Genomic DNA, 22907 nt, shown 5'->3' with positions numbered 1-22907 from the left:
TCCTGCTCCCGCAACCAACGTCAGAAAACCTCAGAACAGCCCGTTCAGACTACAATTGATCCCCAGGATCAATCGCTTAACGTCTTCACCTCGTCAGGCTCATAACCTGAAGGGTGAGGAGGGATAGGGATCGATCCATTCGATCGATCACCCGACGAACGCGCAAAGCGCCGGACCGCACGTTCAAAGCCCAGTGCATCAATTGCCAAATAGACAAAATATTTGACGAAATGACGATCCAAGCGCTGATTTCGTCAAGATAACCCCTGCGATATGACCACAATCTACGCCACTCTCAAAGCAAACCGATGAGAGGAGGCGAGCCATGTCGTGGAAGGTATGTATCGTTGGGGCAGGCAAGATTGGGCAGATGATTGCTGCGCTATTGAAAGATTCACCTAACTACAGTGCCAAAGTTGCAGAATATGATCTGAAGGCGTTGGCCGAGATTGCCAGGCAGGGCGTCGCGACGATGCAAGTCGACGCAACGAATATCGACGAATTGACCCGTGGGTTGCGTGGCTTTGATGCGGTGATCTCTGCCGCTCCGTTTTTTCTGACGCCGAACATTGCCCAAGCCGCGAGAAAGGCCGGGGCGCATTATTTTGATCTGACCGAAGATGTTGCCGCCACCCGGGCCGTGCGTACGCTGGCTGAAGGCAGCAAAACCGCTTTTATGCCGCAATGCGGGTTGGCGCCGGGTTTTGTTGGGATTGCCGGGGCTTCGCTGGCCGCGGAATTCGACGAAATCGATAGCTTGCACATGCGGGTCGGGGCCTTGCCGCTCTACCCGACCAACGGTTTGAAATACAATCTGACATGGTCCACGGACGGGCTGATCAACGAATATTGCAATCCCTGCGATGCCATCGTGAATGGCGAACGCGTCAAGACCGCGCCGCTGGAAGACTATGAGGTGCTGGGTCATGACGGCGTGGAATACGAATGCTTCAACACCTCCGGCGGTCTGGGCACTTTGCCGGAAACGCTGGAAGGCAAGGCGCGCGCAGTCTCCTATCGCTCGATCCGTTATCCGGGTCATTGCGATATCCTGAAACTGCTCTTGCACGATCTGGGGCTGGAGCGCCGCCGCGATCTGCTGAAAGAGATTTTCGAATCTGCCCTGCCACGCACGGATCAAGACGTGGTGCTGGTTTATTGCACCGCCAAAGGCGTGATCGACGGGGCGTTGCGCGAGAAATCCCTGATCAACAAAAGCTTTGCCCGCGAGATCAATGGACAGGTCTGGAGCGCCATTCAGGTCACCACCGCGGCAGGTGTTCTGGGCGTCGTCGATCTGATGCGCACCGGCGTGCTGCCCTCGGCCGGGTTTGTCCGGCAAGAACAGGTGAAGCTGTCCGATTTCCTGAACACCGAGTTTGGCCGGCTCTACCGGGCGGGCGATGTAACCCCACAGAACAAGGCGGCGTGAGATATGAAAGACGTTGTGATGACTGCAGAAACCACTCTGGCAAACCTCGACCTGACTGCTGCTGAGTTGACGGGCGGCACGCTGACCGTGCAATCCCCGATTGACGGGCGTGTTTTGGCCGAGGTGCATGAAACCCGGGCCTCCGAGATGGAGACCATCTTTGCCAATGCCAAAACCGCGTTCAAAGCGTGGCGCACCGTGCCAGCCCCGCGCCGGGGGGAGCTGATCCGTCTTCTTGGTGAGGAACTGCGTGCCGCCAAGGATGATCTGGGCGCTTTGGTCAGCTGGGAGGCGGGCAAGATCACCTCCGAGGGCCTTGGCGAAGTGCAGGAGATGATTGATATCTGCGATTTTGCTGTTGGCCTGTCGCGTCAGCTATACGGTCTAACTATCGCCTCGGAACGACCCGGTCACCGGATGATGGAAACCTGGCATCCGGCTGGTCCCGTTGGTGTGATCTCGGCTTTCAACTTCCCGGTAGCGGTCTGGTCCTGGAATGCGGCGATCGCGCTGGTTTGCGGCGATCCGGTGATCTGGAAGCCGTCCGAAAAAACACCCCTGACCGCGATGGCCTGTCAAAAGATATTCGAACGGGCGCTAGCCCGGTTCAGCGACGCGCCCGACAACCTGCTGCAAACCCTGATCGGTGGGGCCAACTTGGGTGAGACGCTGGTGGCCAGCGAAGATGTTCCGGTGATTTCGGCAACTGGTTCGACCCGCATGGGCCGTGCAGTTGCTCCCATCGTCGCGGCTCGGTTTGGCAAGTGCATTCTGGAACTGGGTGGCAACAACGCGATGATCGTGGGCCCGTCCGCCGACCTTGAGATGGCTGTGCGGGCGATTGTGTTCTCGGCAGTTGGAACCGCGGGGCAGCGATGCACAACGCTACGCCGGTTGATCGTGCATAACTCGATCAAAGATGAACTGATAGCGCGTCTCAAGAAGGCCTATGCGGGTTTGCCCATCGGTGATCCGCTGGCTGAAGGCACTTTGGTCGGTCCCTTGGTGGACGAGGCTTCTGGCGCTGCGATGACCGCCGCGCTCAAGGCGGCCGAGGCCGAGGGCGGTACGGTCTTTGGCGGGCAACGCGTCACAGAAGGCGTGCCAAATGGTGTCTATATGGAACCCGCCATTGTCGAGATGCCGGGTCAGACGGCAACGGTGAAGTCCGAGACCTTTGCGCCGATCCTTTATGTCATGGGATATGATAATTTCGACGAGGCGTTGGAGTTGCAGAATGATGTCCCGCAGGGCCTGTCTTCCTGCGTGTTTACCCTGAACATGCGCGAGGCAGAGCAGTTCCTGACCGCAGCCGGATCGGATTGCGGCATCGCCAACGTCAATATCGGGCCATCCGGGGCCGAGATTGGCGGTGCGTTCGGGGGCGAAAAGGAAACCGGCGGCGGGCGCGAAAGCGGATCAGACGCCTGGAAAGCCTATATGCGTCGCCAGACCAATACTGTAAATTACTCGGCAGAGTTGCCTCTGGCGCAGGGTGTGAAATTCGACATCTGACTGATCGCTCCGGCGGTGCAGCGGCATTGCCGGAGCTTAGTCCGAGAACAGATAGTCCAGCTGCATAATGGATTGCGCCTTATCGGACCCGACGCCAAGGAACTGCGCAATCGCTGCCTCGTTCTCGGCTCGATCCGCGCTTTCGCGCAGGCGCAGATACCCATCCAGCCCGGCCTGGCGGATTTGTTCGGATTCGTAGGCCAGATCATTCCGTATCGTCGGCAATAGGCGCGAAACTGTTTGGTCTGGGCTGTTCTGACCCGCCAGTCCCACGCGCCTTGCATGGCCGATCAGATAGTCATCGGAATAGTCGCATTCGATCTCCAGCACATGTGTTTGCGCTGCATCGCTGCAGAAATCCTGAATAACGTCCAGATTGGCCGGGTCCAGGCACAGAACCAGCTGGTTCGATCCGAAGTGTTCGAACAGCATTCGCACAACCGCGCGCCGGTGGCGCGAGCGTTTGTTCAGCGTCGTTTCAATCCCACCCAAATCAGGCAAAGGGGTGTCCTGTTCGCTGAACAGATACTCGACGCATGGCATGTCCGTCTCTGACGCGATCTGGTCGACCAACCGTTTGGCCACGTGCCATTTCTTGCAGACGACCAGAAACAACTCCCGCTCTGGGCCTAAGGTATTTCCGGCTTCCCAGAAACGTTGCCCAAAACGGCGACCAACGCGCCCGCGCCCGGTCAGGAAGGCATAGAGATTGCGCCCTTCATCGGAGATCGGGAAATCGACCCCTGTACTGGCATACAGAGCGCCCAGCCGCTCTTTCAACTCATGCGCTTCGGGGCTGATTTTGCGGGCGAACAGATAGTTCTGACCCAGCAGCAAATCGAAGTGATCGTTGTAGAACGTCACCGGCATCCCATAGTCGGAAAACATCAGGAATGTTGGTGTGCGGTTTTCGATCTCACCCTTGGGGATCAAATGGCGGACAAGAGTTTGAAAGAACGTCTCATCCGGGATCCAGGTCGTTGAAAAGAAGCGGATCACATCGCGGCGCTTTTGCAGGAACTCCAGGATCATCTCAACCGTGCGGCGGCGTAGGCACCACCATTGGCTGCCGATCATGATCTGCAGGTCTTCGGGGATGTCGCGCGTCAGCTTGAAACGTTTTTGCAGCTCGAACGCAGCATAAAAGCGTTTGGATTGGGTTCGCTCATTGAAATAGTGACGGTAGATCAGACGGTCTTCTTTCATCCCGGTCTTGATCCAGTTGCTGGCAAAGAAATCGTGGCTTTCGATGAAGTCCATATCGCGATCATCAAGAAAGCGATGCGTGTATTCCGCTGTCTTGATCGCCATACAGTCGCCGGACAGCATATAGAAATGCGTGGCGCGCGGGAATGCATCGACGGCGGCGTTCAGGGCGTTCAGGGTGGCTTGCACCAAAGACCACTCACCCCAGCCGCACTTGATACGCTTGGCGGCGAAAGTGACATTGGGGTTGTCTTTCAGCGCGCTGCGGATGGCTTCGTAGTCAGCATCCTGGGCGCGCGCGTCGAAATGGATGGCCATACAGTCGCCGGCGGCGGTTAACTGCTCGGCCTGCGCAATGATGGCCTCAGGGTCTTTGTGACACAGCAGGATATAGGCAATCTTTGCCATATGATGTCGCAATTTCCTTTTTTGCCGGACTGCACCCGTGATACTTAGGATGAGCGATTGAATAAACAGAATATTTTTGGTTTTTTGATGTCAAAAGCTGGCATATCAAACTGAGAGCAGGCCAGCATAGGAGGCACGCCAATGGGGTTTCCCGGCACCTGGATGACCGAGAGCGAAAGCATGGTTTACCGTGTGGTGCCGAAATGTGCGTGCTCGACCATTGGTCAGATCATGTATTATTCGGATCATGGGGAATTCTTTGACGGCGATATCCACGACGCGAAGGACGGGATGCACAAATGGGCCTTTGATCAAAGCCAGGGCATGATCGCCACCAATGTGCGCAACCACGGGTCCTATTCTTTTACCTGCGTGCGCAATCCTTACACCCGCATCCTCAGTTCATTCTTCGACAAAATTTGCGGCATTCAGCGCAACGGCAAACGCTATCGGGGTAATCTGGTGCCGACACTGATCTACAACTATGGGATCGAAGTGGGCGGCGATGATGGCAAGGGCGAGTTTGACCAGATTGCCAGCTTCCGCCGGTTCCTGCTGTTTGCGCGCGACACGATCCGTTGGCGCCGCCCGATGGACCCGGATATCCACTGGTCAGCCATGTCGGGGCATGTGTCGACCTTTATAGTGAATGGCGGTCAGTATGATCGGATTTTCTGGACCGAGGCGTTCAATGACGGGATGCAGGGTGTTCTGGACCACGTCGAAACCGCCCATCCGGTGACATTGTCCGACATCCCGCGATTCAACGAATCCGAGGGGCATGGCCCAAAACGCTCGCATCCGGTCGAGGATTATTTCGACGATCTGTCGATGCATCTGGTCTATGAAATCTACAAACAGGACTTCGAGCTGTTCAAATATGATTTCGAAAACCCCGGGAACAAGATGCCCATCGGTGAGATCGATCTGGACGAGGTGCACGCCAAATTGGGCGATTGAGGGGCAATGGGCGCCCCTGGCAAAGATGCATCTGCTTGGAACACGATTTGTACGTCTGTTTCTGCTTCGAGCCCAAGGTGCAAAATGCTGTGATGGCTACGAGCGTCCGTTCCCTTACTGAGCACTCCTAAACGACCTGTGCGAGCAGCGACTGAAGGGTCTTTCGTTCACTCTTTGAAATTGGCTCTAGGATTTCGCCGACAACCTCTGCGACTGTCTGCATTAGTTCCCCAACAATCTCCGATCCTTTGGGCGTCAAAAAGATCAAGCTGACGCGACCATCGTCTGGAGCCACTTCTCGCCGTACAAGCCCTTTGGCTTCTAAAGATCGGACCATACGCGTCATTTGTGATTTGTCGCGAGCGACACGTTTTGTGAGTTCATTCATGCTGATCCGCCCGGCATCCGCAAGCGTCATCAGCACAATGCCCCCGCCGGGCCCAACTGCCTCTCTATCAAAGCCGGGCGCGCGTTCCTGTAGTCCAGAATGAATTTTGCGCATCAAGCGGTCTATAAGTAGGGCGAGATCGGTGTCTTGCATTTAGTTGACTAAGTCTACTTTTTTGTTTAATGGACAAAATCAACTTAACGAGATGGCCTCTTGGCTTCAATGACAAGGAAGACGACATGACAGCCCCACATACACTGGCGCTCAAGATTGCCGCGGTCCTTTGGATTATTTGGGGATTGGTACATACGCTCGCGGGTGTGATGGTGCTAATGAGTGATGCCACGGTGGGGTTTCAAGCTATTGCCGATGCCGTTGATCCGGTTGCGCTTGAAGCCGACTATCACACAGCAGTGGAAGGCGTACTCAATCAGCATGGATGGAACCTAGGTTGGTTCGGCATCGCGACGATCATCGGCGCAATCTTTATCTGGCGGAAAAACATAACTGCCATTTGGGTAACAGGTATGGTCGGCGGTCTTGCCGATGTCGGCTATCTGCTATTTGTCGATTTTCCCGGCTACGTTAATTTCGTACCGGGGACCATCATAACTATTATTTCAGCGTCAGCGGTTGCACTGAGCTTTTGGGTCTGGTTTTCCGTCAGACGAGTGACTTCCTAAGAAGTTGATGAAATTGAAAGTGGGCGTTTGAGGTCATAGATCTGAAGCCTGCTTCCTCCCACGCTACAGAACAAAAACAGCCCACCAGATGGGTGGGCCGTATTTGTTGAGTGGTTTCCGACTCAAACCTGACGCACGGCCCCTTTGGCGGCGCTGGTGGTCAGTTTGGCATAGGCTTTCAGCGCGGTAGAGACCTTGCGCTTGCGTGGTTCTGCCGGTTCCCAGCCTTTTTCGTCTTGCTCGGCGCGTCGCTGCGCCAGTTCCTCATCCGACACAGCCAGATGGATTGAGCGGTTTGGGATGTCGATCTCGATCGTGTCACCCTGACGGACCAGACCGATCACGCCGCCTTCGGCCGCCTCGGGTGAGACATGGCCGATGGACAGGCCCGATGTACCGCCCGAGAAGCGACCATCGGTTAACAAAGCGCAGGCTTTGCCCAGACCTTTGGATTTCAGATAAGAGGTTGGGTAGAGCATTTCCTGCATCCCCGGCCCACCGCGAGGGCCTTCGTAGCGGATGACGACCACGTCACCCTCTTTCACCTTGCCGGTCAGGATGTCGCTGACCGCCTGATCCTGGCTTTCGCAGACATAGGCCGAGCCGGTGAAGGTCAGGCTACTGGAATCCACACCCGCTGTTTTCACGATACAGCCGTCGCGGGCGATATTGCCGAACAGAACGGCCAGACCGCCATCTTGCGAAAACGCATGTTCCTTGGACCGGATCACACCGCCTTCGCGGTCGGTGTCCAGTTCCTTGTACCGGTTCGACTGGCTGAACGCCTGCGTGGTGCGTACACCGCCCGGGGCTGCCTTGAACAGGTCCTGCGCCGCCGGGTTGTTGGCAACCTTGATGTCCCAATTGGCAATTGCTTCGCCCATGGTCGGCGTGTGAACAGTGCTGCAGTGGTTGTGGAACAACCCAGCGCGGCTGAGTTCACCGAGGATCGAGAAGATGCCACCGGCGCGGTGGACGTCCTCCATATGCACATTCTCGGTGTTCGGTGCGACTTTGCACAGGCACGGCACCTTACGGCTTAACCGGTCCATGTCGGACATGGTGAAATCGACGCCGCCTTCGTGGGCGATTGCCAGCAGATGCAGGACCGTGTTGGTCGATCCACCCATGGCGATATCCAGGCTCATGGCGTTCTCGAACGCATCAAACGTTGCGATCTCGCGTGGTAGGAAGCCTTTTTCGTCCAGATCGTAGTGCCGCTTGGTGATCTCGACGATCCGGCGACCCGCTTCAAGGAACAGCTGTTTGCGGTCCGCATGAGTGGCGAGGGTGGAGCCATTGCCTGGCAGTGCCAAACCCAGTGCCTCGGCCAGACAATTCATTGAGTTCGCCGTGAACATGCCCGAGCACGAGCCGCAAGTGGGGCAGGCGTTTTCCTCGATATGCTGAACCTGCTCGTCGGTGAACCGGTCGTCAGCGGCGGCGACCATGGCATCTACAAGGTCGATCTTCTTGGCATCCAGATCAGCGATGTCGATTTTACCAGCCTCCATCGGCCCGCCCGAGACAAAGATCGCTGGAACGTTCAGACGCATCGCAGCCATCAACATGCCTGGCGTGATCTTGTCACAGTTCGAGATACAGACCATCGCATCGGCGCAATGGGCGTTGACCATGTATTCCACCGAATCCGCGATTACTTCGCGCGAGGGTAAGGAATAGAGCATCCCGTCGTGGCCCATGGCGATGCCGTCATCCACCGCGATGGTGTTGAATTCCTTGGCAACACCGCCAGCCTTTTCAACCTCTCGCGCGACCATCTGGCCCAAATCCTTCAGGTGGACGTGACCCGGCACGAATTGAGTGAAGGAGTTGACAATGGCGATGATCGGCTTGCCGAAATCATCGTCCTGCATACCGGTGGCACGCCACAGGCCGCGGGCACCGGCCATGTTGCGGCCGTGGGTAGAGGTTCTGGATCGGTACATTGGCATGATGCTGTTTCCCTTTTGCCCCGGTTGCGATATGCGGGGAATGTGCGTTATAGCGCACGTACCATATGTGCGCTATAACGCACAAGAGGATTCGAAAGACAACGGCATGGCTCCGGACGAAATAACACTGAAACTAAGGGATGTGCGGGCCGCTTCGGGGTTGAGCCTGTCGAAAGTTGCCGAAATCACCGGTGTCAGCAAAGCGATGCTAGGTCAGATCGAACGCGGCGAATCAAGCCCGACGATCGCCACGCTCTGGAAGATTGCCAAAGGATTTCAGCTGCCGCTCAGCGCGTTGATCGACACCGTGAATGGTGATCCGTCGGTTTTTCAAACCGTTACCTTTCCCGGCAGTATCGAGGTCAAGATCGTTTTCCCCTTTGATCCGGCCTTGGGGGCAGAGACATTTCACGTCAACCTCGACCCGAACCAAAGCCATGAGTCCCCTGCCCATGCCGCTGGTGTGACCGAGGAGGTCTTTGTGCTCAGCGGCACGCTGGACATTCTGAAAGGTGAGGCTTGGGTGTCTTTGCAAACGGGGCAGGGACTTCGATTTGCAGCGGATGTCCCGCACGGATATCGCGCAGGTGCTGAAGGGGCGGCGTTTTTGAACATGCATCACTATGCGCAACAGCCGGATGTTCAGGAAAACGGCAAGGTTCATTGATGAGTGAGTTTTTCAACAGTCTGACCATCGTGGACGCCATCGGTTCCTTCGGGGCTCTGATCGTGGTTGCCGCCTATTTCGCCACGCAGATGCGGTACATGAATTCCGAAGATCTGGCTTTTCCCGTGGTGAACCTGCTGGGGTCTGTTTTGATCGTCTATTCACTGCTTCAGAACTTCAATCTGGCGTCGATGTTGATTGAAGGCTTCTGGATCATCATCAGCGTGATCGGAATCATTCAGCATTTCAGGTTGCGCCGCGCAGGGTAGCGCGGCGCAAAAGGGCTATGCAGCGTTATGGAGGCGGGGTGTAAACAGCCCAATCCGACCCAGATCCCGCATGGATTTTGCTGCGGCCAACACGGCCAAATCAGCCAGTGGTTCTATCAGGATAACCAGGAGGTACGCACCGCCAAAGCTGACAACGGCGGCGAGGTTTTCTGCACCAAATCCCTGGCCATAAAAGGCCCAGAACGCCACCCAGACGACGACACCGCCCTGATAGGCCGTCGACAGCGCAAGTGCCTGAGAATACTTCAGATCAATATAGGCCGTATTCGGCGCAATGATGCGGTTGGCCAAGGCCTGCAAGGCAAACAACGGTAACAGCAGCGTTGTCATGTTCATCCCGAACTGAGGCAGGTCGAAAGGCGCCAGGAAAAACCCCTGAATAAACAAGCCCGCGATCAGGCCGATGGCGGCAGGGGCCGCACCGAACAACAAAAACAGGGTCGATCCCAGAATGAAGTGAACTTCCGACACCCCGACCGGGAAGTGTGGCAACACCTCAAAGAAGGTAAAAACCAGCCCGGTGGTCAGGGCTGAGCGAATGGCGAGGCTGGCAAGGCCGCTGCTTTTCAGGCTGTCCCATGCCAGTTTAGCGGTATAGAGCCCTGCGCCAGTTGCGGTGGCGTAGCTCAAGACAAGTTTGGCGCCATTTACGACGCCCGGTTCGATATGCATAGTTTGGTCTCCTTCCCGTCACACCCGACGGCAGAAAGGTTTAAAAATTGGGCTTTCGCCCGGTTTGCACATGGCAGGTCTCCTGACTTGCGGATTGGCTTCGATCCCGGCCTTCCCAACCGATTGCTTCGGTCAGTGGCCATGATGGGGCGAAACTCCGCTTACAGTTGCGGGGGCAGTTCCGGAATTGACAGGTACTGTCGCACCGGATTCCCTTTTCATTCTTCAGGGGGAATTCCCCTTTGGAAACCATGTCAGGCAGGTGTCTGGTACGGCGTGCCGCCTGTCAAGCAGGCAAACGTGTATGTTTGGAAAAAATTGTCAGTGTGCCGGGGGGTGCAGGCGTTGGCATGGCTTGCACGTTTGGCCGCTCGGATATAGGGAAACTCAGACTCGCTTAGGGGAGGCTTTGATGCAAGACGATCCGAAAACCCTGGTATCTACCGAATGGCTGGCCGCGCATATCAAGGACCCGGATCTGCGGATTCTGGACGGGTCGTGGTACCTGCCTGCGCAGAATCGCGATGCCAAGGCGGAATATGACGCGGGCCACATCCCCGGCGCGCGCTTCTTCGATATTGATGACATTTCGGACCACCGCTCGGACCTGCCGCATATGGCGCCGCCGGTCGAGAAGTTCATGTCACGCCTGCGGGCGATCGGCGTGGGCGATGGTCATCAGGTGGTCGTCTATGACGGGGCCGGGCTGATGTCGGCCGCGCGGGTCTGGTGGCTGTTCCGTCTGATGGGGCAAGAGAATATCGCCGTTCTGGACGGGGGTTTGCCGAAATGGCAGGCCGAAGGGCGAGAGTTCGAAGATCTGCCCCCTGTGATCCGGGATCGCCATATGACCGTCCGGGTACAGAACCATCTGGTACGCGACGTAACACAGGTGTCCGCCGCCGCCAAACTGGCTGATCATGAGATCATCGATGCCCGTGCCGCCGCCCGCTTTGCCGGAACCGAGGCTGAACCGCGCGAAGGGCTGCGATCGGGCCACATACCAGGCTCGCGCAACGTGCCCTTTGGCAGCCTGCTAAATAGTGACGGCACGATGAAGTCGCCCGATGCGTGCCGCGCCGTGTTTGAGGCCGCAGGCGTGGATCTGACTAAACCGGCGATCACCTCGTGCGGTTCAGGCGTGACCGCTGCAATCCTAAGCCTTGCGCTTGAACGCATGGGCAAAAAAGACCACGCGCTTTATGACGGCTCCTGGGCTGAATGGGGTGCCTTCCCAACCCTGCCCGTCGCAACCGGAGAGATCTGATGTTCGAGAACCTCAAACCGCAGCCCGCCGACAAAATCCTGGCGCTGATGCAGATGTACCGCGAAGACCCGCGTGATCAGAAGATCGACCTGGGTGTCGGCGTCTACAAGAATGCCGAAGGTGTTACCCCGGTAATGCGTGCGGTCAAAGCCGCTGAAAAGCGCATTCTGGAGGAGCAGGAAAGCAAAGCCTATACCGGTCTGGCAGGTGATCCGGCCTATGCCGATGCGATGATCGGGCTGATCCTTGGCGATACGGTGCCGCGTACCAAAATTGCCGCCGTTGCGACACCGGGCGGGACGGGTGCCTGCCGTCAAGCGTTCGAGATGATCCGCATGGCCAATCCTGAGGCGCGCGTGTTTGTATCGAACCCGACATGGCCAAACCACCTGTCGATCCTGAGCTACTTGGGTATCGAGGCGGTTCCGTATCGCTATTTTGACGGCGAAACCCGCGGCGTCGATTTCGACGGTATGATCGAGGACCTGAAAACTGCCAAGGCGGGCGACGTGGTTCTGCTGCATGGTTGCTGCCATAACCCGACCGGCGCAAACTTGAACCCCGTGCAGTGGCAAGAGGTGGTGAACCTGATCAACGAGCTTGGGCTGGTTGCCATGATCGACATCGCCTATCAGGGTTTCGGCGACGGTCTTGAGGAAGACGCGCAGGCAACCCGTCTGGTGGCATCGTCGGTCAAGCGCTGCCTGATCGCGGCGTCATGTTCCAAGAATTTCGGCGTGTACCGCGAGCGTACCGGCCTGCTGATGGCAATCAGCGATGAAGCGGCGCAGACCGCGCTGAACCAGAGCACGCTGGCCTTCCTGAACCGCCAGAACTACTCGTTTCCGCCGGACCATGGCGCACGGGTCGTGACCACCATCCTGAACGACGACGCCTTGCGCGCAGATTGGGCCGCTGAGCTGGAGGAGGTGCGCCTTTCGATGCTGGGGCTGCGTCAGCAACTGGCCGACGAGTTGCAGAGGCTGACCGGATCAGACCGGTTCGGCTTTGTCGCCCAGCACCGCGGTATGTTCTCACGCCTCGGCGCGGCCCCCGAACTGGTCGAGCAACTGCGCAACGATCATGGCATATACATGGTGGGGGACAGCCGCCTGAACATCGCAGGTCTGAACGCGACGACCGTTCCGATCTTGGCACAGGCGATTGTCGACGTCGGGGTCTAATACTCGCACTTGTTACCAAAGGCCGCGTCATTCGCGCGGCCTTTTTCGTTTCAATTACAAATTCTGCCGATCCGGGCGTCAGGATAAAGCCATGTCCAACGCGGCTTGGCAGTGAATATGTGTGGTGTCGAACACCGGGTAGGGCACGTTTTCTGCGTTCAGTAACATGCCCACTTCAGTGCAGCCGAGAATGAGGCAATCCGCACCCGCGTCGTGTAACCGCTGCGCAATCCCGACATAGTCCGAGAGGCTTTGTTCCTTGACGATGTCCTTGCACAGTTCTTCATAGATTATGCGATGTGTTGTCTGTTGGTCTTCAAGGGTTGGCAGAACGGGGGCCAACCCAGCCGCGCGCAGGCGATCCGTGTAAAACGTCTGCTGCATGGTGAAAGCTGTTGCCATCAAACCGGGCGATTGGAGCCCGACATCTTGAATGGCGTGTGCCGTTGCATCGGCAATATGCAGCAACGGAATCGAAACGCCCGCCATCGATTGCTGGGCCAGTTTGTGCATTGTGTTGGTCGCGAGAATGATGAAATCAGCCCCGCCGCGTTCCAAAGCCAATGCCTCTTGGTTTAAAATGTGCCCGGCAGAGTCCCAATCCCCCCGGACCTGCAGGGTTTCGATTTCCGCAAAATCCAGTGAGCGGATGAGCAACTGGGGTGAGTGCAGACCCCCAAGACGATCTCGGGTCAAGTCGCATAGGATACGGTAGTAAATCCGCGTCGAAGCGGCGGACATGCCCCCGAGAATGCCGATTGTTTTCACGATATGCTCCGAAACTTACGCCGCTTGATCCTATCTGAAGTGCCGCCATCGGATGATCTCGTCAAGAAATCGTAGTGTACCCAGAACAAAAAAACCGGGCGCGAACGCCCGGTTTTGCAGTGTATATCTCAGGTCCTAGCCTTTGGAGAATTCCGGATAGGCTTCCATACCCAGTTCTGCCATGTCGAGGCCGTTGATCTCGTCCTCTTCGCTTACGCGGATGCCCATTACAGCTTTCAGGATGGACCACACGATCAGAGCGCCGACGAAGGTGAACACACCGTACGCGACGATACCGGTCAGCTGAGTAACCAAGCTGGCCTCGCCGTAGAAGATCACAGCGATGGTGCCCCAGATGCCTGCGAACAGGTGAACAGGAATGGCACCAACAACGTCGTCGATCTTGAACTTGTCCAGCATCGGAACCGCGAAGACCACGATGATGCCGCCAACTGCACCGATCCATAGCGAGCCGAACAGGGTCGGAGCCAGAGGCTCAGCGGTGATCGAGACCAGACCGGCTAGCGCGCCGTTCAGCACCATGGTCAGGTCAGGCTTCTTGTACATAACCTGGGTCAGGATCAGGGCAGCAACAGCGCCAGATGCGGCAGCCATGTTGGTGTTGGCGAAGATGCGCGACACGTCGGTTACATCACCCACGGTGCCCATAGCCAGCTGTGAGCCGCCGTTGAAGCCGAACCAACCCAGCCACAGGATGAAGGTACCCAAGGTGGCCAGCGCCAGGTTCGAACCGGGCATCGGGTGAACCTTGCCGTCTTTATACTTGCCGATACGCGGGCCAAGGATCAGACAGCCAGCCAGAGCTGCCCAGCCACCGACAGAGTGCACAACTGTAGAACCAGCGAAATCCGAGAAGCCAGCTTCGGACAGCCAGCCGCCGCCCCACTGCCAGGAGCCAGAGATCGGGTACATGATGCCGGTCAGAACGACCACGAAGATCAGGAACGGCCACAGTTTGATCCGTTCGGCCACGGCGCCGGACACGATCGAGGCGGTTGCAGCCACAAAGACCAGCTGGAAGAAGAAGTCCGAACCGATTGAGGCATAGTCCAAAGCAGCCTCGGCCGGGTCAACACCAACCGGATCGAGCACGGTTGGGCCGCCAATGGCAAAGAAACCATTGAAGTCGCCGGGATACATCGTGTTGAAGCCAATCAGCCAGTACATGATCGCGGCAATGGAAAACAGCGCCACGTTTTTGGTCATCTGCATGGCGACGTTCTTGGAACGCACCAAACCGCCTTCCAGCATGGCAAAGCCTGCCGCCATGAAGAAGACCAGGAAGCCCGCCATCAGGAACAGCAGGGTGGTAAAGATATACTGGGTGTGCAGCGCGGCTTCGCCGGTGGCAGCCTCTTGCGCCAGACCCATCTGCGGCAGCACGACAAGCGCGGCGGCAGGGATGAGAGATTTCATCAGGTTCATTGTCAGTCCTCGAATTTATGTGAGTGTCGGCGCTCAGAGCGCCTCTTCGTTTGTTTCCCCGGTCCGCACGCGCATGGCCTGCTCGACATCAAGGACGAAAATCTTGCCGTCACCGATTTTGCCGGTTTTGGCGGTGTTGGTGATGGTCTCAACGATCTGGTCGGCCATCGTGGCTGGCACCACGATTTCCAGTTTGATCTTGGGTACGAAGTTCACAGCGTATTCTGCGCCGCGATAGATTTCTGTGTGACCGGATTGTGAGCCGAAGCCCTTGATTTCGGTCACCATCATGCCGCGCACGCCAGCCTGGGTCAGTGCCTCGCGCACCTCCTCGAGCTTGAACGGCTTGATTGTCGCAATGATGAGTTTCACGTCAGTCCCCTCTGCTTCTCCGGTCACACCGGCTTGTTTGCACCTGCAGAAAAAGAGCCTGAGGAGGGGCGTTTAGGAACGATTCCCCGTCGTTAAACGGTTCGAAAATGACGCAAAGTTGCACAATTTTTGCACAAAACTTGCCGAACGGCTAAAAATTAGGCGAATATGAGAGGGATAATTCCGGAAAATCGGACCTCTACATAGCTATGTCGCCGGGGTATGGTGTGCCAAAAGAATAACCGGGCAGAGTTTGAGCATGACTGAGTCCAAGCGCCGCAAGCCAAGATTGGTCGCGGATAAACGATACCCGTCGAAGGGGCGCAAGCCTTCGACGACCAAGCGGGCTGCGAAACCGGCGGGTAAGAAATCCACCGCCCGAAAGACGGCAACGCGCAAGACGGCTCGAAAGAAGACCCGCAAGCGTTCGGGTGGCAATGGCGGGGGGTTTTTCCGCCGTTTGTTCCGTTGGGTCTGGCGACTGATCTGGGGTGTCACATGGCGCGTGGGCGCTGTTGTCGCGATGCTGATCGCTTTGGCAGTTGGCGTTGTCTATACCTCGTTGCCCGATGCGGATGCCCTGCTGGACGGGCGCGCGCGCGGATCGGTGACCCTGCTGGATCGGGATGGCAAGGTTTTTGCCTGGCGCGGTGATCAGTTTGGCGGGGTGATCACGGCAGATACGGTCTCACCCCATCTGAAAAACGCGGTCATCGCGACCGAGGATAAGCGGTTCTATCGCCATTTCGGCGTCAGCCCGCGCGGCGTTGCCAGCGCGGTGCGTATCAACCTGAGCGAAGGGCGTGGGCCGCTGTCGGGCCATGGCGGGTCGACCATCACTCAACAGACAGCCAAGCTGCTGTGTCTGGGTGTGCCTTATGACCCAACCGAATGGGAGTCCGAGGCTGCGTATGAAGCGGATTGCCGTCAGGGCTCGCTGTGGCGCAAGGGCAAAGAAGCGATCTATGCGCTGGCGATGGAGGTTAAATACTCCAAGGACGAAATCCTGACGATCTATCTGAACCGTGCGTTTCTGGGGGCCGGTGCACGTGGGTTCGAAGCTGCCAGCCAACGGTACTTCGGTAAATCGGCAGCCGAGGTCTCTCCGGCCGAAGCGGCCATGCTGGCCGGACTGCTGGTCGCACCCACGCGCTATGCCCCCACCAACAGCTTGCAACGATCACAAGATCGCGCCCGGCTTGTGGTCGGTCTAATGGAGGATCAGGGGTATCTATCAGGCGCACAGGCCAGCGAGGCACGTGCGCGTCCGGCAGAACTGTCCGCCGCTGCCGCTGCGCGGGCGGGCGGCTATTTCGCCGATTGGGTTATGGCCAGCGGGCCGGAGTTTTTCACCCGCAACACCACCGAAGATGTGGTGATCCGCACCACATTGGATCAGCGTATCCAGAAATCTGCCGAAGAGGCGCTGCAATACATCTTTCAGGAAAAGGTGCGCGAAGGGTCCAAGGCGCAGGCGGCGATTGTCGTGATGTCAGCGGATGGGGCGGTGCGCGCCATGGTCGGCGGACGTAAAACCCGGGTCTCGGGCGCGTTTAACCGGGCCACTCAGGCACTGCGCCAGACCGGGTCCTCATTCAAGCCCTTTGTTTATGCCACAGCGCTGGAGCTGGGCTATTCACCTTATGCCACCGTGATGGACGAGCCCTATTGCGTCAGCATTCCGGGATCGGGTGAATGGTGCCCAAAGAACTACACGAATAGGTTCTATGGTCGTGTCACGCTGGCGGATGCGTTGAAGAATTCTCTGAACATTCCGGCTGTGAAAGTGGCCGAGGTTGCAGGGCTGGACAATGTGCGGACCGTCGCTAGCGGTTTCGGGATTGCCAGCGATCTGGCACAGGGTCCGGCGCTGGCGCTGGGCGCGTCTGAAAGCACGCTGATCGAGATGACCGGCGCCTATGCAGGCATCCTGAACGGCGGATCCTCGGTTGAGCCCTATGGCCTGACCGAGTTGAAGCTGCTGGGCGAGACCGAACCTGTTATGGTGACAACCACCGGCATCGGCGAGCGTGTGATCAATGACAGCGCCGCGAAACAGCTGACCTGGATGATGGAACGTGTTGTGTCCGAAGGCACTGGCGGGCGGGCGAAATTGCCCGGCTGGCAGGTTGCGGGCAAAACAGGGACAACGCAGGCGGCGCGCGATGCGTGGTTCATCGGGTTCACGGCAGACTATGTGGCCGGTGTGTGGATGGGCTATGACGACAACACGCCCTTGTCCGGTGTCACTGGTGGCGGCCTGCCTGCCGAGATTTGGAAAGAGACGATGGTGCGCGTGACCGAAGGGATGACGCCAACACCCTTGCCGATGATCGTGCCAGAACCGCCGGTTCAGGTGGCGCAGCCGCAGCCTCGCCGCAGACAGGGTGGGTTTGCCGAAGACATCAACAACCTGCTCAAGGGTATCTTTGGCGGCAACTAAAAAAGGCGGTGCGCTGGGCACCGCCTTTTGAATTTCAGCTGTGGCAGGACTTAGACGCTTGCGTCCAGTGCCGCCAAAATGGCATCGCCCATTTCCGAGGTTGAAACCGGCTGAACACCTTCATCCGCCAACAGATCACCGGTGCGCACGCCATCGGCCAGAACCTTTTCGATCGCAGCTTCCAGGCGGCCAGCCTCGGCGCCTTGATCAAAGCTGTAGCGCAGCGCCATGGCAAAGCTGAGGATACAGGCGATCGGGTTGGCTTTGCCCTCGCCGGCGATGTCGGGGGCCGAACCATGCACCGGCTCGTACATCGCCTTGGGGCGCCCATTGGCCATCGGTGCACCCAAGCTGGCCGAGGGCAGCATGCCCAAGCTACCGGTCAGCATCGCGGCGCAATCCGACAGGATGTCGCCAAACAGGTTGTCGGTCAGGATCACGTCGAACTGTTTGGGCGCGCGGACCAGCTGCATGGCGCCGTTGTCGGCATACATATGTGACAGTACGACTTCGGGGTAATCGGCGCTCACGCGCTCGACCACTTCGCGCCACAGAATTCCCGACTCCATCACATTGGCCTTTTCCATCGAGCACAGCTTCTTGTTCCGGCGCATCGCGAGTTCAAAGGCCGAACGCGCGGCGCGCTCGATTTCGGATTCGGTATAGCGCTGAGTGTTGATACCCACACGCTCGTTGCCTTCCTCGAAAATGCCGCGCGGCTCGCCAAAGTAGACGCCCGATGTCAGCTCGCGCACGATCATGATGTCCAGACCTGCGACGATGTCTTTCTTCAGCGATGAGAAATCAGCCAGCGCGTCAAAGCACTGCGCCGGACGCAGATTGGAATACAGGTCCATTTCCTTGCGCAGGCGCAGCAGACCACGCTCGGGCTTAAGGCTGAAATCCAGATCGTCATATTTAGGACCACCGACAGCGCCAAGCAGAACCGCGTCGACCTCTTGCGCTTTGGCCATGGTCTCGTCTGACAATGGCTTGCCATGGGTGTCATAGGCCGCACCGCCGACCAGATCCTCGCTCACGTCGAATTCCAGGCCGCGATTGGTGCCGAACCAGTCGATGATGCGGCGTACTTCGGCCATGACTTCGGGGCCAATTCCGTCTCCGGGCAGGATGAGGAGCGAGGGGTTGGACATGAAGGATCTCCTTGCGTTTGACAGCAAAGGCCCTAGCGTCTGTGCCGCATCGGGTCAATGAGACGAGCGGGCTTAAATGTAGGTTCTATGCGGGAAATCGAGTTTCTGGGTCATCCGCGCTGGAAACCGGTCAGAGAGAGGCCTTCAACCCCTCGGTCAGTAAGTCCCAGACACGGCGGATTCGCGGTGTTTGTCGCATCGCTTGTGGCGCGGCCAACCAGACAGGAAGCACCGGGATATCAACATCCAGCGGAAGAACTTCGACAAGCGGGTCAGCCTCGGCCACCTGAACCTGGCTAAACCCGATACCACATCCGGCGCGGATCAGCTCCCAATACGCGCTTTGCAGATCACAGCGAGTGGCAAAGCTTCCTTTGTTGGCGGGCCAACCCTTTTGGCGCATCTTGGTGATGATCTGTTCATTGGCATCGAAGCCAACAAGATCATGATCGAACAGATCCTCGGGTTTTTCCGGCCGCCCTGCACGGTCCAGATACGAGGTGGCGGCACAGAAACACAAGGGAACATCCCCGAGATACCGCGAGACGATATCCATCTGCTCGGGCCGGTACATGCGCACGGCTATGTCGGCCTCGCGATACAACAGGTTTTCGGTTGCATCCGTGGCGACCAGTTCCAGCTGAATGGCAGGTTCCTGGGCGCGGATTTGCGCCAGAATAGGAGGCAGCAGGTGATGTGAGGCAAAGACCGATGCTGTGATGCGGACCGAACCTTCCAGCTGTTGCGACTGCCCGGCTGCCGTCAGGCTAAAGGTGCTCATAGCTGAGTGCATTTGCTGCGCCATTGGCAGCAACTGCGTGCCTACCTCGCTCAACTTCAGCCCGCGCGCGTGGCGGTCGAATAGGGAGACGCCCAGCTCATCCTCAAGTGCGTGGATCTGACGCCCCAGCGTCGGCTGGCTGCGGTCCAAACGCCGCGCGGCAGCAGATAAAGATCCGGTTTCGGCCACGGCCAGAAAGCTTTGGATCAAGGACCAGTCGGAATGGGTGATAGATCTGTCCATTCAAAAATGAATACACGTTCTGCGGTTTTCGGCAATTCCATTAAGTATTTGTATGGCTAGATTGATCCGGAAAGGAGCGTGTCATGCAGCAATCTGTGCTTATTCTGGGGGCCAATGGCCGATTTGGCCGCAACGCTAGACTTGCGTTTCAAGAGGCCGGTTGGTCGGTTCGCACATTCAATCGCAAAGCGGACAGGCTGGAACAGGCCGCGCAAGGGGTTGACGTGATCGTCAACGCCTGGAACCCGCCTTATACCGATTGGGCGCGATTGGTGCCTGACTTGCATCGTCAGGTGATCGATGTGGCGGCGCAGGCAGGGGCAACCGTGATCGTACCCGGCAATGTCTATGTCTTTGGCGCAGAGACCCCGGGTCCCTGGTACGGAGGCAGCCCGCATCGCGCGCAAAACCCGCTGGGCCGGATCAGGATCGAGATGGAGGAAGCTTACCGAAGCTCATCCGTCCGGACGATCATCCTGCGCGCTGGCGATTTCATCGACACTTGCGCTTCGGGCAATTGGTTCGATCAGATCATGATCAAAGGTTTGTCCAAGGGTCGTCTGACATATCCCGGCAACCCAGATATCCCGCATGCTTGGGCCTATCTGCCTGATTTGACCCGCACCGCAGTGATGCTGGCCGAGATGCGGCATGAGCTTCCTAGATTCTGCGACGTCCCATTTCCCGGCTACACGCTGACCGGCACCGAGATCGCGCAATCGCTGTCCCGTGTTACCGGGCAGGAGGTTGCGATTGCCAAGATGGAGTGGTGGCCCATACAACTGGTACGCCCGTTCTGGCGTATGGCCCCGCACCTGCTTGAGATGCGATACTTGTGGGACCTTCCACACCAGTTGGATGGCGCCTTCCTGTCAGAACTGATCGAGGATGTACCGCATACCGATTTGGATCAGGCGCTACGGTCGGCCATCGCGCACAAGAGCAGGATCGGGTCTTTGAGTACCGCGAAGTCTCATCGCGCCGTAACGTCCACCCAAACCAGCCGATGACGGCTGGCTCGCTCGGCGCTGTCTCTTTGCTCATCGTCGGGATGCGGCCAGAATATGCCCGTATCCACAACCTGCAGATCGGCGGACGGTAACACATAGTCTACACGAAGCGCGCCAACCGCTTTCCAATGGACGGTTGCGATCTCGCCCAAAGGAGACTTGGGTTGCGGGTCCTGTAGGCGCGGATCGGAGAGCAGTGCAGCGATAGCCTCGGTCCGGCCATCGCTGTGCTTCGGGTCGAGATTGGCGTCACCTGCGATGACAAAGGGGGCGCTTGGTGCGGGGCCAAGACCACCGTCCATCAGCACCGACCAGAACCGGATTTCATCGCGGTTGCGCAATCCGTTGCGATCTTCGGTGCCGTCAAATACCGGAGGGGATGCGTGGAACGTCATCAGGTTCAGACGACCCAGGGACGTGTCGATTGGTACGATCCAGTGACCGGTCGAGGACAGGCGCTGCGCGTCCTGAGCTTGTTTGGACGGGTAGGGTTTGCCATCGGACACGGGTAACTCTGACCCAGGCAATTGCTTCCACAACAGCGTTTCGAACATCTGCGCGTCGTCTTTCAGGATTTCGTACCGTGACAACACTGCCATCCCGCCATGGCCGGTGAAGAACCCCCAACCCTGCGCGTCTCCGGGGCCGTGTGTTTTGCCATCCCCGTCCAGATCAAGGTCCGTTTCCAGCCCGGAATTTGGCTGAGCTGTGAAGAGATAGGGATAGTCCAACCCGGCCTCGCGCAACGCGCCGGCCAGCGCGGTCAGCGCAAGGGCGTCCATGTCCCAATCGATACCCTGAAGCGCGACGATATCTGGGCGCGCGGATGCCAGCACTTCGACAACGGCCTGAACCTGCGGCTCACGCCTCTGGATGTCGCGCAACAGCAGTCCAGGACCCTTGCGGCTGAGCTCGGTATTGTAGGTTGCAATACGCACAACGTCTGCTTGCGCCACGACGGGCAGCAACAGCAGGATCAGGGCGCGGATCATGCGGCCTGAGCGGTCTCGGATGTTGAATAGGCGCGGCGCTTTTCGACGATCAGCCCGGCAATGCGCATGGTCGCCATGCCTCGCATGATCATGCTGGCGGGCAGGAAGGCCCAGGCGCTCATGGTCCAGATCAGGGTCTGCGGATTGCTCAGCGAGATCGGATTGGCGAAGTTGGTCAGCAGCTTGATCACAGCAGGGATCAGGAAAGGTAACAGAATGCCGATACAGATATTCAGACGGCCATCGCGCTGAAGGCGATTGACGACGTCTCCGCCTTTGGTGGGGTCAAACAGTGGCAGGTTGGTCCAGACATTGAATGCCCCATTTCCGGTTGGCCAGCCCCTCAGTTTCACCGCATAGGCAAAGCTTGCAATCGTCACCAGCGCCGCAACATAGGCGATGCTGGCGGTTATGCGCACCAGCTCTACCAGCGGCGCGCTGGCATCAGCCGGCAGCATCAGCACGATCAGGCGCACCGGCGAATACGGGAAATCGACCACATTTGCGACTGCCAGACCCACAGAATACGAGAATGTGGTCAGCTGTGTCGGAGCGTAGCCATTCTTACAGATCAACGTCAGGAACGTGACCATCGAGAACAGTCCAACAAACCGCAACCGATTCACCGGTGGGGCGTCGCGAAATTCGATAAAGCTTGGAAAGGCAGAGTTATATTCGGCAAATGTCAGAATAAACGCGAGTATCGCGAGAAAGACCACTATTTCGGTCCCGTTCGTCGATGTTACTGGCAGGTACAACGCGGGGGTCAGCACCATAAGCGCGACCAATATTCCACGTATCGCCGCCCCTGATGTGCGCGCAATCACTATCCGAACCCTTTTTCAAACTGGACCAGCCGGTCTTTGCCAACTTGGTTCCAACTTGTGCCCGCCCGTTTGTTAAAGTGACGGATGCCTCGTTTCCGACACCTTGGACGATAAGCGGCATTCCGCTCAAGCCAGGGTGCAGATAACACGTGATTTCGGGCAAAAAGATGGCGCAACTGGTGCGGGATTGCATCATTTTCGACGCAAATCCGACGTGTATCTCAATTTGATACCTAGATGTTGT

Annotated in this window: 21 protein-coding genes and 1 riboswitch; of the genes, 10 read left to right on the top strand and 11 right to left on the bottom strand. The window is 57.8% G+C overall.

Annotated features, from left to right (window positions below; genetic code table 11):
* Window positions 1–325: 325 nt before the first annotated feature.
* Entirely contained in the window at window positions 326–1432 is a 1107-nt protein-coding gene (locus ACR0JX_RS18620) for a saccharopine dehydrogenase family protein (RefSeq protein WP_480545255.1), read from the top strand.
* Between the two features lie 18 nt (window positions 1433–1450).
* Window positions 1451–2947, top strand: a complete 1497-nt coding sequence (gene amaB / locus ACR0JX_RS18615; protein ID WP_480545260.1) for an L-piperidine-6-carboxylate dehydrogenase — start codon at window positions 1451–1453, stop codon at window positions 2945–2947.
* A 36-nt stretch (window positions 2948–2983) separates the two neighbouring features.
* Here the strand turns inward: amaB and ACR0JX_RS18610 are convergent, their stop codons facing one another.
* Window positions 2984–4561, bottom strand: coding sequence for a DUF5928 domain-containing protein (locus tag ACR0JX_RS18610; RefSeq protein WP_480545254.1), 1578 nt, complete (start codon window positions 4559–4561; stop codon window positions 2984–2986).
* 141 nt (window positions 4562–4702) lie between these two features.
* Here ACR0JX_RS18610 and ACR0JX_RS18605 point away from each other — a divergent pair, with 141 nt between their 5' ends.
* Window positions 4703–5521 (top strand): sulfotransferase family protein, encoded by an 819-nt coding sequence (locus ACR0JX_RS18605; protein WP_480545253.1) that lies wholly within the window; start codon window positions 4703–4705, stop codon window positions 5519–5521.
* A 127-nt stretch (window positions 5522–5648) separates the two neighbouring features.
* Here the strand turns inward: ACR0JX_RS18605 and ACR0JX_RS18600 are convergent, their stop codons facing one another.
* The gene (locus ACR0JX_RS18600) at window positions 5649–6062 is read right to left on the bottom strand and encodes a MarR family winged helix-turn-helix transcriptional regulator (RefSeq protein ID WP_480545252.1); all 414 of its coding nucleotides are present in this window, start codon (window positions 6060–6062) and stop codon (window positions 5649–5651) included.
* Between the two features lie 86 nt (window positions 6063–6148).
* Between ACR0JX_RS18600 and ACR0JX_RS18595 the strand changes: the two genes are divergently transcribed.
* Window positions 6149–6592 (top strand): hypothetical protein, encoded by a 444-nt coding sequence (locus ACR0JX_RS18595; protein WP_480545251.1) that lies wholly within the window; start codon window positions 6149–6151, stop codon window positions 6590–6592.
* A 122-nt stretch (window positions 6593–6714) separates the two neighbouring features.
* On the opposite strand, the gene ilvD is transcribed toward ACR0JX_RS18595, so the two are convergent.
* Complete coding sequence (gene ilvD / locus ACR0JX_RS18590; RefSeq protein WP_480545250.1) at window positions 6715–8547, bottom strand: dihydroxy-acid dehydratase; 1833 nt, start codon at window positions 8545–8547, stop codon at window positions 6715–6717.
* Between the two features lie 106 nt (window positions 8548–8653).
* On the opposite strand from ilvD, the gene ACR0JX_RS18585 reads away from it, so the two are divergent.
* Together ACR0JX_RS18585 and ACR0JX_RS18580 are read left to right on the top strand one after the other, a co-directional pair.
* Entirely contained in the window at window positions 8654–9214 is a 561-nt protein-coding gene (locus ACR0JX_RS18585) for a helix-turn-helix domain-containing protein (protein WP_480545249.1), read from the top strand.
* Window positions 9214–9483, top strand: a complete 270-nt coding sequence (locus ACR0JX_RS18580) for a CBU_0592 family membrane protein (protein ID WP_353012794.1) — start codon at window positions 9214–9216, stop codon at window positions 9481–9483. The genes ACR0JX_RS18585 and ACR0JX_RS18580 overlap by 1 nt, the downstream gene beginning before the upstream one ends.
* 15 nt (window positions 9484–9498) lie before the next feature.
* On the opposite strand, the gene ACR0JX_RS18575 is transcribed toward ACR0JX_RS18580, so the two are convergent.
* Window positions 9499–10176: an energy-coupling factor ABC transporter permease gene (locus tag ACR0JX_RS18575; RefSeq protein ID WP_480545248.1), complete on the bottom strand. Its 678-nt coding sequence runs from the start codon at window positions 10174–10176 to the stop codon at window positions 9499–9501.
* A 55-nt stretch (window positions 10177–10231) separates the two neighbouring features.
* Window positions 10232–10445, bottom strand: a riboswitch (cobalamin riboswitch).
* A 143-nt stretch (window positions 10446–10588) separates the two neighbouring features.
* Between ACR0JX_RS18575 and sseA the strand changes: the two genes are divergently transcribed.
* The gene (gene sseA / locus ACR0JX_RS18570) at window positions 10589–11443 is read left to right on the top strand and encodes a 3-mercaptopyruvate sulfurtransferase (RefSeq protein ID WP_480545247.1); all 855 of its coding nucleotides are present in this window, start codon (window positions 10589–10591) and stop codon (window positions 11441–11443) included.
* Window positions 11443–12627 carry an amino acid aminotransferase gene (locus ACR0JX_RS18565; protein WP_480545246.1) on the top strand — a complete coding sequence of 395 codons (1185 nt, stop codon included), beginning with the start codon at window positions 11443–11445 and terminating at the stop codon, window positions 12625–12627. Before sseA ends, ACR0JX_RS18565 begins: the two co-directional genes overlap by 1 nt.
* A 78-nt stretch (window positions 12628–12705) precedes the next feature.
* Here the strand turns inward: ACR0JX_RS18565 and ACR0JX_RS18560 are convergent, their stop codons facing one another.
* The 3 genes from ACR0JX_RS18560 to ACR0JX_RS18550 form a co-directional block, all read right to left on the bottom strand.
* On the bottom strand, window positions 12706–13395 hold the full coding sequence (locus ACR0JX_RS18560; RefSeq protein WP_480545245.1) for an aspartate/glutamate racemase family protein: 690 nt from the start codon (window positions 13393–13395) through the stop codon (window positions 12706–12708).
* A gap of 135 nt (window positions 13396–13530) precedes the next feature.
* Complete coding sequence (locus ACR0JX_RS18555) at window positions 13531–14841, bottom strand: ammonium transporter (protein ID WP_480545244.1); 1311 nt, start codon at window positions 14839–14841, stop codon at window positions 13531–13533.
* A 33-nt stretch (window positions 14842–14874) separates the two neighbouring features.
* On the bottom strand, window positions 14875–15213 hold the full coding sequence (locus ACR0JX_RS18550; protein WP_480500528.1) for a P-II family nitrogen regulator: 339 nt from the start codon (window positions 15211–15213) through the stop codon (window positions 14875–14877).
* A gap of 259 nt (window positions 15214–15472) precedes the next feature.
* Here ACR0JX_RS18550 and ACR0JX_RS18545 point away from each other — a divergent pair, with 259 nt between their 5' ends.
* A complete protein-coding gene (locus tag ACR0JX_RS18545) occupies window positions 15473–17656 on the top strand; it encodes a transglycosylase domain-containing protein (RefSeq protein ID WP_480545243.1) in 2184 nt (727 codons plus the stop codon).
* 50 nt (window positions 17657–17706) lie between these two features.
* On the opposite strand, the gene leuB is transcribed toward ACR0JX_RS18545, so the two are convergent.
* Together leuB and ACR0JX_RS18535 are read right to left on the bottom strand one after the other, a co-directional pair.
* Complete coding sequence (gene leuB / locus ACR0JX_RS18540; RefSeq protein WP_480545242.1) at window positions 17707–18810, bottom strand: 3-isopropylmalate dehydrogenase; 1104 nt, start codon at window positions 18808–18810, stop codon at window positions 17707–17709.
* A 130-nt stretch (window positions 18811–18940) separates the two neighbouring features.
* Window positions 18941–19834, bottom strand: a complete 894-nt coding sequence (locus tag ACR0JX_RS18535) for a LysR family transcriptional regulator (RefSeq protein ID WP_480545241.1) — start codon at window positions 19832–19834, stop codon at window positions 18941–18943.
* A gap of 83 nt (window positions 19835–19917) precedes the next feature.
* Between ACR0JX_RS18535 and ACR0JX_RS18530 the strand changes: the two genes are divergently transcribed.
* Window positions 19918–20844, top strand: a complete 927-nt coding sequence (locus ACR0JX_RS18530; protein ID WP_480545240.1) for a Rossmann-fold NAD(P)-binding domain-containing protein — start codon at window positions 19918–19920, stop codon at window positions 20842–20844.
* Here ACR0JX_RS18530 and ACR0JX_RS18525 read toward each other — a convergent pair.
* A complete protein-coding gene (locus tag ACR0JX_RS18525; protein WP_480545239.1) occupies window positions 20808–21836 on the bottom strand; it encodes an endonuclease/exonuclease/phosphatase family protein in 1029 nt (342 codons plus the stop codon). The genes ACR0JX_RS18530 and ACR0JX_RS18525 overlap by 37 nt on opposite strands.
* A complete protein-coding gene (locus ACR0JX_RS18520) occupies window positions 21833–22663 on the bottom strand; it encodes a hypothetical protein (RefSeq protein ID WP_480545238.1) in 831 nt (276 codons plus the stop codon). The genes ACR0JX_RS18525 and ACR0JX_RS18520 overlap by 4 nt, the downstream gene beginning before the upstream one ends.
* Between the last annotated feature and the right edge of the window lie 244 nt (window positions 22664–22907).

Source organism: Ruegeria sp. AH7 (genome assembly GCF_056541325.1).
The sequence above is the reverse complement of the archived record's forward strand: the minus strand, read 5'-3'. Positions and strand labels throughout refer to the sequence as shown.

Bases quoted from the DNA above. Each gene is read 5' to 3' on its own strand.
- ACR0JX_RS18580 (WP_353012794.1), top strand. From the start codon at position 9,214: ATGAGTGAGTTTTTCAACAGTCTGACCATCGTGGACGCCATCGGTTCC.
- ACR0JX_RS18605 (WP_480545253.1), top strand. From the start codon at position 4,703: ATGGGGTTTCCCGGCACCTGGATGACCGAGAGCGAAAGCATGGTTTAC.
- ACR0JX_RS18575 (WP_480545248.1), bottom strand. From the start codon at position 10,176: ATGCATATCGAACCGGGCGTCGTAAATGGCGCCAAACTTGTCTTGAGC.
- ACR0JX_RS18610 (WP_480545254.1), bottom strand. From the start codon at position 4,561: ATGGCAAAGATTGCCTATATCCTGCTGTGTCACAAAGACCCTGAGGCC.
- ilvD (WP_480545250.1), bottom strand. From the start codon at position 8,547: ATGCCAATGTACCGATCCAGAACCTCTACCCACGGCCGCAACATGGCC.
- ACR0JX_RS18565 (WP_480545246.1), top strand. From the start codon at position 11,443: ATGTTCGAGAACCTCAAACCGCAGCCCGCCGACAAAATCCTGGCGCTG.
- sseA (WP_480545247.1), top strand. From the start codon at position 10,589: ATGCAAGACGATCCGAAAACCCTGGTATCTACCGAATGGCTGGCCGCG.
- amaB (WP_480545260.1), top strand. From the start codon at position 1,451: ATGACTGCAGAAACCACTCTGGCAAACCTCGACCTGACTGCTGCTGAG.
- ACR0JX_RS18555 (WP_480545244.1), bottom strand. From the start codon at position 14,841: ATGAACCTGATGAAATCTCTCATCCCTGCCGCCGCGCTTGTCGTGCTG.
- ACR0JX_RS18530 (WP_480545240.1), top strand. From the start codon at position 19,918: ATGCAGCAATCTGTGCTTATTCTGGGGGCCAATGGCCGATTTGGCCGC.
- ACR0JX_RS18545 (WP_480545243.1), top strand. From the start codon at position 15,473: ATGACTGAGTCCAAGCGCCGCAAGCCAAGATTGGTCGCGGATAAACGA.
- ACR0JX_RS18600 (WP_480545252.1), bottom strand. From the start codon at position 6,062: ATGCAAGACACCGATCTCGCCCTACTTATAGACCGCTTGATGCGCAAA.
- leuB (WP_480545242.1), bottom strand. From the start codon at position 18,810: ATGTCCAACCCCTCGCTCCTCATCCTGCCCGGAGACGGAATTGGCCCC.
- ACR0JX_RS18525 (WP_480545239.1), bottom strand. From the start codon at position 21,836: ATGATCCGCGCCCTGATCCTGCTGTTGCTGCCCGTCGTGGCGCAAGCA.
- ACR0JX_RS18595 (WP_480545251.1), top strand. From the start codon at position 6,149: ATGACAGCCCCACATACACTGGCGCTCAAGATTGCCGCGGTCCTTTGG.
- ACR0JX_RS18535 (WP_480545241.1), bottom strand. From the start codon at position 19,834: ATGGACAGATCTATCACCCATTCCGACTGGTCCTTGATCCAAAGCTTT.
- ACR0JX_RS18620 (WP_480545255.1), top strand. From the start codon at position 326: ATGTCGTGGAAGGTATGTATCGTTGGGGCAGGCAAGATTGGGCAGATG.
- ACR0JX_RS18585 (WP_480545249.1), top strand. From the start codon at position 8,654: ATGGCTCCGGACGAAATAACACTGAAACTAAGGGATGTGCGGGCCGCT.